This is a genomic window from Microcystis sp. M_QC_C_20170808_M3Col (genome assembly GCF_007095505.1).
In the GTDB taxonomy this organism is placed as follows: domain Bacteria; phylum Cyanobacteriota; class Cyanobacteriia; order Cyanobacteriales; family Microcystaceae; genus Microcystis.
Genome location: NZ_SFBY01000408.1, coordinates 1 through 8,775, shown reverse-complemented (window position 1 = coordinate 8,775; position 8,775 = coordinate 1). Strand labels below are relative to the sequence as shown.

Sequence of the window (8,775 nt, the reverse complement as noted above, 5' to 3'; positions counted from 1 at the left end):
CTAAAAACCTTGTTGGGTAAGACTTTTAGACCTTTTGGAACTTAAAAAGTACTGGATATGGCAGTGATCGGGGGGAAATTTAGGCACTTTTTCCCTGAAAATTAGGTAATTGGCCACCTGAAAATGGGTAAAACCCCACACCCCACACCCCACACCCCAACCCCCAACCCCCAACCCCCACCGAAAAACTTTTTGCCGCAAACCCTAAGTATAGGCGGTTAAAATGCGTCTTAGCTTAGACGGCAAATGTTTGCAGAAGTGAACGTGCTTGAGGTGTGGCAAGAGGAGCTAGAAGCTGATAGGCAAATCGCCATTCTGAGCAATTACCGACCTGAACAAGGAAATTACAGATTTTTTCAAGCTAGGATTAAAGATTTTGTATCGAAAAATACAAAACCGGCCAAAGTGACTGTTTAGGATGGATTTTTTGAGAAGCTTAAGAACCGATCCATAAGTCAAAGGAGTTTTCCATGCCCGAAACGCCACAAGAAGTCTTGAAAATGATTCAGGACAACAATATTAAGATTATCGACCTGAAATTTATTGATATGCCGGGTATCTGGCAACATTGCTCGTTCTACTACGACCAAATCGATGAAAGCTCTTTCAGCGATGGTGTTGCCTTCGATGGTTCCAGTATTCGCGGTTGGAAAGCAATTAACGAATCCGATATGGCCATGGTTCCCGATCCTACCACTGCTTGGATCGATCCCTTCTACAAGGAACCTACCCTCAGCATGATCTGTAGCATCAAAGAACCGAGAACCGGTGAATGGTATAGCCGCGATCCTCGCTCTATTGCTCAGAAAGCGATCGATTATCTTAGCAGTACCGGTTTAGGTGATACCGTATTTTTTGGACCGGAAGCGGAATTTTTCCTCTTTGATAGCGCTCGTTTCGACCAAACCGCCAACGCAGGCTATTACTACATGGATAGTGTCGAAGGTCGTTGGAATAGCGGTAAAGACGAAAAAGAGGGAAATCTTGCCTATAAACCCGCCTACAAACAGGGTTATTTCCCCGTTAGTCCCACCGATACCTCTCAAGATATTCGCACGGAAATGCTCTTAACCATGGCCGACTGCGGAGTTCCCATCGAAAAACATCACCATGAAGTCGCTACTGGTGGTCAAAACGAGCTAGGGATTAAATTCTCTACCCTAGTACGGGCCGCCGACTACTTGATGACCTACAAATACTGCATTAAGAACGTGGCGAAGAAATACGGTAAAACCGTCACCTTTATGCCCAAACCCATCTTTGGTGATAACGGTTCCGGGATGCACGTTCACCAGTCTATCTGGAAAGATGGTCAACCCCTGTTCGCCGGGGATAAATACGCCGGACTTAGCCAAATGGCACTGTACTATATCGGTGGTTTGCTTAGACACGCTCCCGCGCTCTTAGCTTTAACTAACCCCACCACCAACTCTTACAAGCGTCTCGTCCCCGGTTTTGAGGCCCCTGTAAACCTGGCCTACTCCCAAGGTAATCGCTCCGCTTCGATTCGGATTCCTTTATCGGGAAGCAACCCGAAAGCCAAACGTTTAGAATTCCGTTGTCCTGACGCAACTTCTAACCCCTACCTCGCTTTTGCAGCCATGCTCTGTGCTGGTATCGATGGGATTAAAAATCAAATCGAACCAGGGGAACCTCTCGATGTGGATATCTACGAACTCAGTCCCGAAGAATTGTCAAAAATACCCTCTACCCCCGGTTCTCTGGAAGCAGCTCTGGAAAATCTCGAAAAAGATCACGCTTTCTTGACCGATTCTGGTGTCTTTACCGAAGACTTTATCCAAAACTGGATCACCTACAAACTCGATAACGAAGTTAACCCGATGCGCTTACGTCCCCACCCCTACGAGTTCTCCCTCTACTACGATGTCTAAGGTGTGATTGACTAATCATTAATCCTAGGGTGGGCTTTTGTCTGCCCTTTTTTTTCCGAATCAGCAAGTCAGTGGGGAGCTTGTTTCAGTAATCAGTGAACTGAAAACTGACATCTGATAACTGATTCAAAGCTGACGGCTAATAATCCCTTGCTGCCAATTAGCATAAAATACGATTAATTGACCAGGATTTTGGGGCGATAGTTTATGGAACGCGGGTTATTGTGGACACCTTTATTAATTCTATTTATTTGGTTGGCTTGGAGTGGTTGGAATGAATACCAAAAAGTGGAAATCTATCGAGCATGGGCGGAAAACTTCGAGCGAGCTAAGTATGATATATATTCTGTATTAGGTCAAAAAGATAAAATTATCACTTGGGGAAAGCCAACTCGTAAGGGAGTGATTAATTTACAAACTTTTTCCCTAGAGGAGGTCAAAGAAATCCGTCTGTTAGTTAATAATCAAGTGGTGGATTTAGATGCTCTTCCCCCCCAAGGTTCTCCTTTCCTAGAATTTATTTTTAAGGAGCGATCGCCTGAAAAAATTCCCTTTACTGAAGTTGAATTGGCTAGTCAGTGGGCGAAATTTTTACAACAACAAATCTTAATTTAATCGCGATAATTTCTAGCGCAATCTCCCCGATCGCAGGATACCGACAACTAACCATAAACCGATTAAACTAGCTGTAGCAAATAATACGGTACTAATAATAGTTAATTGCCGAGATTGGGCGCTGGCTGTGACAATGGCGGCCCCGATAATTAAGGAACCAATAATCACACTAAAAGCTAGTCGATTGGCGGAATTATCTAAACTGCGACGGAGATTATCTAGGTCGCGAATTTTCAGATTAACATTTAAAGTTTCCGAGGTTAAACCATCTAGTAAAACTTCGATTTGACGGGGAGATTTCAGGGAAAAAGATTTCAAGTCTAAAACTGTTCTTAGGGCAGTTTGTAGGGGAGTGCTACCGATTAACTGTTGTTCAAGAATATTAGTTAATAGCGGTTTGACTTCTTCTAGGATATTAATATCAGGATTAAATTTTCGGGCAGTTCCTTCTAGATTAGCGAGACTTTTGGCAAATAAACCTAAATTACCCGGAAGTTTAATTCTATTGCGACGGGCAATTTGCAAAAGTTCATAAACTACCTCACTAAAGTTAATTTGATTTAAATTGAGGTTATAGTATTTTCGCAACATCCGCTCATAATCCACCTCTAATTGTACTAAAGTAATCGGCACCACTGACTCGGATAGTTTAATAGTTAGTTGACTGCATCTTTTGGCATCTAAGTCAACAATTGCCAATAACAATTCTGTTAAAATTTGTTGAGTTTGCGGGTCTAATCTGCCCACCATACCACAGTCAATTAAAGCCACTCTACCATCGTCAAGATAGAAGATATTACCCGGGTGAGGATCGGCATGAAAGAAGCCATCAATATAAATTTGTTGAAAAAATGACCGAAACAAAATTCTAGTTATTTCGCTTTTTCTTTGGGAAATTGCTTGCTCGGTTACTGGTCTAGAAACATCAGCCTCTAAAATTTGTTTTCCTTCCAACCATTCTAACACTAATAGCCGAGAATTAGTTAAGTGCCAATAAATTTTAGGAATAACTAACTGTTTGGGTTCTGACCACCGACTCTGGGTTAAATTATAGCGTAATTGGTCAGTATAATGACCTTCTTGGGTGAAATCTAATTCCGCATTGACTGCTTTAATAAACTCCTCTGCTAAGTTAACAACGTCGTAACTTTGACCAAATTCTGTCAGGGCAACTAAATCAGCAATTCCCTTAATTAAGGCACTATCTTGGGCGACAATTTTTTCGATCCCCGGACGCAAGACTTTAATCGCTACTTCCTCCCCAGATAATAAAGTTGCCCGATGAATTTGCCCGATCGATCCCGCGGCGATCGGTTGGGGATTAATATACTTAAATACCTGTTCGATCGGTTTTGCTAACTGTTCAGTGATGACTATTTCTATATCTGTCCAAGCAACGGGAGGAACTTGCGCTTGTAGGGCAGTTAAAGCCTCGATATAATTAGCAGGTAGCAGATCGGGACGGGTACTAAGTAACTGTCCCAATTTGACATAAAAAGGCCCCAATTCCACGAGGATTTTTTTGAGAACTTCTGGGGTGGGAATCTGGGGATTTTCTGTTTTTCCTAAGGTTAAAACCCCGCGCATATAGTCCCAACCGTTGCCGAGAACTATCTCAAGGATTTCTTTTTGTCTTTGACTGGTTTGAGGCAGTGAGAACACGGTATTATCAGTGATCAGTGATCAGTTATCAGTGGGTAAGTTATCAGTTATCAGTGATCAGTTATCAGTTATCAGTGGGTAAGTTATCAGATTTGAGTTTTAAGTGAGCAGTATTAAATAAGTAGGGAGGCACAATTATTTGTAGGATGGGTTAGCGCACTTCGTAACCCATGCAGACGTTGGGTTTCATACTTCAACCCAACCTACGTTCATCTTATATTTAATTCCACCCATCTACTTAAAAGTTTCCTACTGTCTTTTCACTGATTACCGGTTACTGATCACTGATTACTGAAAAAGCTGATGGCTTAGATGTGTAATTAATTTTGCTTAGGTACTTATCGATACTATAACAATTTCTCTAATTTGGGATCGGTTTGTAATTGCTTGAGAACTTGTTTAATATCTTGGGTACGATCTTTGTGGACAACGAGAGTCGCTTTACCGTCGCGAACAATTACCAGATCTTTTAAACCAATAGTAACGATCGCTTCTTCCCGATCACTAGCATAGATAATAGCCCCTTCCGTATCCAAACCGACATGATTGGCCAGTTCAATATTTTTGCCCTTTGCTTCTAGTAATCTTTCCAGAGAATTCCAATCTCCCAGATCATCCCAACCGAAATTAGCGGGTAAAACGTAAGCGAGTTGGGTTTTTTCCATCAAAGCATAATCGATGCTTTTTTTCTCTAAATCCTCATAGGCAGCGATACCCCGATCGATCAGAGGTTGTAAAATATTATTAGCGTGGGTTTTTAGCTCCTCTAAAACCACTTGTCCCTGAAAGATAAACATTCCGCTATTCCAGCTAAAAAGTCCCGTTTCCAGGAATTTTTCGGCCGTGGTGCGATCGGGTTTTTCCGTAAAACGACTCACTTTATAGACGGGTAGGCCATTAAATTCGCCCTGATTTTCTCCCTGTTCGATATAACCGTACCCGGTGGAGGGATAATCGGGTTTAATCCCTAAAGTAACGATCGCTTTTTGGCTGACGGCCACTTCTACGGCCGCTTTTAAAGTGTTAATATAAGCCTCTTGATCACCAATATAATGATCGGCAGGAAAAAAACCGATCACCACTTCCTTACCATAACGTTTTGTCACTTCTAAGGTGGCCCAAGTCACAGCTGGGGCCGTATCCTTGCCCACTGGTTCCACTAATAGGTTACTCTCTGGTAAATCAGGCAGTTGTTCGCGGACACCATCAGCGATCGCACTAGCGGTAATTACCCAGAGATTTTCCCAACCTGCCGCTAAAGATAATAGACGATCGGCCGTTGCTTGTAAAAGACTGCGACCACTACCATCAAGACAGAGAAACTGTTTCGGACGCGCTAGACGACTGAGAGGCCAAAAACGTTCCCCTTTACCACCGGCGAGAATGACTGGAACAAGCGACTGATTCATAAAAATTGACACTTATCGGTTAAGTTGAACCGATTGTATCAGACGGCAGCGAACGGTGAGCGTTTTCCTGACTCAAAGCTAAAAAGCGGGCAAATAACCCGCTTTCTAGCAAAAATAACCGAAATATTGCGATTAGAAATTCATTTCGGCCGCTTGTACTTGTTCCACTTGTTTTTTCTTAATAACTAAGAGGATTTGGCATAACATAATGCCACCGAGGAATAAAACTAATCCTTTGATCCGGCCGGGATTTTGCAGGACAACTTCCGTATCTTTTTGACCAAAACCGCCGACATTGGGGTTACTGGTTAAAAATTGTCCCACTTCGATCGCTTGACCTTCCGAGACGATTAACTCAGGACCTGCGGGAATATTTTCCACCACGGGGCCTGCTTGGGAAGTGATGGTGACTTCATAACCACCGGCTTCGGTTTTGCTGATCTGGCTAATTGTACCTGCGGTAGAAGCTTTGAAGGCGTTATTATTGCTAGGTTCACCGGTGGGGTACACTTGACCGCGACCGCGATTGGCCCCTAAATGCACAGCATATTTACCGAAGTGAATACTCTTATTTTGGCTAGGATCGGGGGCCAGGACGGGGAAAACGATTTCTTTGTATTGATCACCGGGTAAAGGACCGACGATAACCACGTTATCTTGACCTTCTTTGTAGGATTGGAAATAGACTCCACCGAGTTTTTCCTGCATTTCTTCGGGAATGCGATCGGGGGGCGCGATTTTAAAACCATCCGGTAGCATTAAGACTGCACCCACGTTTAAACCCCCCTTCGATCCGTCTCCTAACACCTGTTGACTGGCGGGATCGTAGGGGATTTTTACTACTGCTTCAAAGACGCTATCGGGTAATACCGAGTGAGGGATTTCAATTTCGGCGGGTTTTTGGGCTAAATGGCAGTTAGCGCAAACAATCCGACCGGTTGCTTCTCTGGGGGTTTCCGGGGCGGTTTGTTGCGCCCAAAAAGGATATGCTTGGGCAGATTGGGGGTTAATGACATCGCTGGTTAGGAGTAGGGAAACGGTAGCGATCGCCACGAGGACAGCTTTAATTAGGGCCTGTCTGTGGACTTGCGGGAAGCTTAAAAAGTTGAATGTTCTCATCTCTATCGGTTGAAAATTCCAAAATCTCGTCACATTGAATAATCTAGGACCACCAGGGTTCTTCGCCATTGCGGAAGTCGGTTTCCGTCCAAGTGGAGAAGACGACTTTATCATTATCGGTGACGTTGGCATGGGCGAGGGCTAAGGATAGAGGCGCTGGACCGCGAACTACTTTTCCTTCGGCATTGTACTGGGAACCGTGGCAAGGACACATGAATTTTTCTTCGCTGGCATTCCATGGCACCACACAACCTAAGTGGGTACAGACGGCGTTAATTCCATAGTTGGCCAGGGTTTTGTCTTCTTGGACGACTAAATAGGTGGGGTCGCCTTTTAAACCTTGGGCTAAGGTGCGATCGCCAGGGTTATGGCTTCCCAGAAATTGACTGACAATCACATCATTGCCTAGGGCATCTTTAGCGGTGACACCGCCACCCGTACCACCGGCCGAGGGGGGAATAAAATACTTAACAATCGGATACAAAGCCCCCGCTGCTACTCCGGTAATTGTACCAAAGGTCAACAGGTTCATAAATTGACGACGACCCAAATCGGGAACATCTGTACCGGAAACTTGACTCATTGCTCCTTATCTCCAAATGTAAATTTTTGTAAACTAATTCTCATCTAAGGGCGATTTTGTGCATCTCGATCAAGACGAAAACCCAGAGCTTAAAGAAGGTTTACAAGGGCTTTATTAGATTATTACAGATATTGAGTCACGGACAATTGCCACGGCAAAGCCGCGCCAAAGGCGAACGGCAAAGCCGCGCCAAAGGCGATCGCTGTTTGCTCACTTTCAGTGCTAGAGGCAAATTATTAAAAAATTGACATAATGGCGGCTTGTCTATTTACTTGACAGTTACGCTTCCTATCAGTCATACTATTAGAAATAGTTCAAAAAAACCAAAGATTAGGTTGTGTGACTCTAACCAACACAATCAACTATTACCAGTGATTTACTCAAGATGATGACAGCTAATTCTGCTTATGAATTGTTAGAATATGCTTATGATGAACTCGATTTTAGTCAAGGCGACTTAGTGAGTTCAAAAGTGTCATTGTCAGAAATAACTTTAGAAGAGTGGATAGAAAAAGGAGATTGGTTAGAATTAGCCAAGCAAGTTGAAGCAGAAAAAGTTTTTTTTGTCAAAAATAATCCTGTGATTATTTTTGCTAAATGTGATACTCAAGAAGATGAAAAAGTACGGCAAATCTTTAATAAAATATGGTGTATGGCTAGACCAAGTTACCTATTTTTAGCGAAAGAAGGTGAACTAGCTATTTACGATCTAACCAAACCACCTGCTAGAAGTATAGAAGATTGGAAGAAAAATAATAGACCGTTAGAAGTTGCCCAAAACATACTTGAAGTAACTTCAAAACTTTATCAATACAGACGGGAACAAATTGAATCAGGGAAGCTTTTTGAGGATGAGCGTTTTGAAACATCTAATCAACGTGCTGATCAATCACTGATCAAAGATTTAAAAACAGTTCGTTTAGCCTTAATTAGTGGAGGATTAAGCGAAAATAAACGTAAATATGCTCATGCTTTAATTGGTAGATCAATTTTTATTCGCTATTTGGAAGATAGAGGAATTTTAACTCAAGAGTATTTTGAAGCAATAGCACAAAACAATGCAACCTGGAAAGCCTTACTTAATGCTCCTGACGATCAGTTAAATATGGAAACTGAAGCTAAACAACATTATATCAAAATATTAAGTGATAAAAGTTTTACCTATGCTTTATTTAATAAGTTGAGTCAAGATTTTAACGGAGATATGTTCCCTTCTGATGAACAAGAAGCTGAATCTGTTGATCAACAGCATTTATCTCTCTTACAAGAATTTTTACAGGGAAATATTGATCCACAAAAAAAATTATTTTTCTGGGCTTATAAATTTGATATAATTCCTATTTCTTTAATTAGTAGTATTTATGAAGAATTTTATCAGGCTCTTCGTTACCCTTTATGCTAAATCAACAGACAAGATGCCAAGACAACATACTTCTAACCCAAAAATTCCGAAAGTTTCTAAAGCCATAGGCTCTCCGTTTTATTAGTTTAAGTT

The 8,775-nt window shown here is 42.2% G+C and carries 8 protein-coding genes; 4 read left to right on the top strand and 4 right to left on the bottom strand.

The annotated features are described in order from the left end of the window. The first annotated feature begins 246 nt into the window (after positions 1–246). The 3 genes from EWV84_RS18770 (at position 247) to EWV84_RS18760 (ending at position 2,507) form a co-directional block, all read left to right on the top strand. Positions 247–417, top strand: coding sequence for a hypothetical protein (locus EWV84_RS18770; protein WP_287079299.1), 171 nt, complete (start codon positions 247–249; stop codon positions 415–417). 53 nt (positions 418–470) lie between these two features. Beyond that, positions 471–1,892 carry a type I glutamate--ammonia ligase gene (gene glnA / locus EWV84_RS18765; RefSeq protein WP_287079298.1) on the top strand — a complete coding sequence of 474 codons (1,422 nt, stop codon included), beginning with the start codon at positions 471–473 and terminating at the stop codon, positions 1,890–1,892. A gap of 207 nt (positions 1,893–2,099) precedes the next feature. Beyond that, positions 2,100–2,507: a hypothetical protein gene (locus EWV84_RS18760; protein WP_125732447.1), complete on the top strand. Its 408-nt coding sequence runs from the start codon at positions 2,100–2,102 to the stop codon at positions 2,505–2,507. A gap of 12 nt (positions 2,508–2,519) precedes the next feature. Here the strand turns inward: EWV84_RS18760 and EWV84_RS18755 are convergent, their stop codons facing one another. The 4 genes from EWV84_RS18755 to petC all read right to left on the bottom strand — a co-directional run bounded on the left by EWV84_RS18755 (position 2,520) and on the right by petC (position 7,280). Continuing rightward, positions 2,520–4,169 (bottom strand): ABC1 kinase family protein, encoded by a 1,650-nt coding sequence (locus EWV84_RS18755; protein WP_287079296.1) that lies wholly within the window; start codon positions 4,167–4,169, stop codon positions 2,520–2,522. 347 nt (positions 4,170–4,516) lie between these two features. Next, positions 4,517–5,578 (bottom strand): mannose-1-phosphate guanylyltransferase, encoded by a 1,062-nt coding sequence (locus tag EWV84_RS18750; protein WP_287079295.1) that lies wholly within the window; start codon positions 5,576–5,578, stop codon positions 4,517–4,519. A gap of 132 nt (positions 5,579–5,710) precedes the next feature. Continuing rightward, positions 5,711–6,697: a cytochrome f gene (gene petA, locus EWV84_RS18745; RefSeq protein WP_287079294.1), complete on the bottom strand. Its 987-nt coding sequence runs from the start codon at positions 6,695–6,697 to the stop codon at positions 5,711–5,713. A gap of 43 nt (positions 6,698–6,740) precedes the next feature. Beyond that, a complete protein-coding gene (gene petC / locus EWV84_RS18740) occupies positions 6,741–7,280 on the bottom strand; it encodes a cytochrome b6-f complex iron-sulfur subunit (RefSeq protein ID WP_286826836.1) in 540 nt (179 codons plus the stop codon). A 385-nt stretch (positions 7,281–7,665) separates the two neighbouring features. Here petC and EWV84_RS18735 point away from each other — a divergent pair, with 385 nt between their 5' ends. Next, the gene (locus EWV84_RS18735) at positions 7,666–8,682 is read left to right on the top strand and encodes a hypothetical protein (RefSeq protein WP_287079293.1); all 1,017 of its coding nucleotides are present in this window, start codon (positions 7,666–7,668) and stop codon (positions 8,680–8,682) included. Positions 8,683–8,775: the final 93 nt, after the last annotated feature.

Bases quoted from the DNA above. Each gene is read 5' to 3' on its own strand.
- EWV84_RS18770 (WP_287079299.1), top strand. From the start codon at position 247: ATGTTTGCAGAAGTGAACGTGCTTGAGGTGTGGCAAGAGGAGCTAGAA.
- glnA (WP_287079298.1), top strand. From the start codon at position 471: ATGCCCGAAACGCCACAAGAAGTCTTGAAAATGATTCAGGACAACAAT.
- EWV84_RS18760 (WP_125732447.1), top strand. From the start codon at position 2,100: ATGGAACGCGGGTTATTGTGGACACCTTTATTAATTCTATTTATTTGG.
- EWV84_RS18750 (WP_287079295.1), bottom strand. From the start codon at position 5,578: ATGAATCAGTCGCTTGTTCCAGTCATTCTCGCCGGTGGTAAAGGGGAA.
- petA (WP_287079294.1), bottom strand. From the start codon at position 6,697: ATGAGAACATTCAACTTTTTAAGCTTCCCGCAAGTCCACAGACAGGCC.
- petC (WP_286826836.1), bottom strand. From the start codon at position 7,280: ATGAGTCAAGTTTCCGGTACAGATGTTCCCGATTTGGGTCGTCGTCAA.
- EWV84_RS18735 (WP_287079293.1), top strand. From the start codon at position 7,666: ATGATGACAGCTAATTCTGCTTATGAATTGTTAGAATATGCTTATGAT.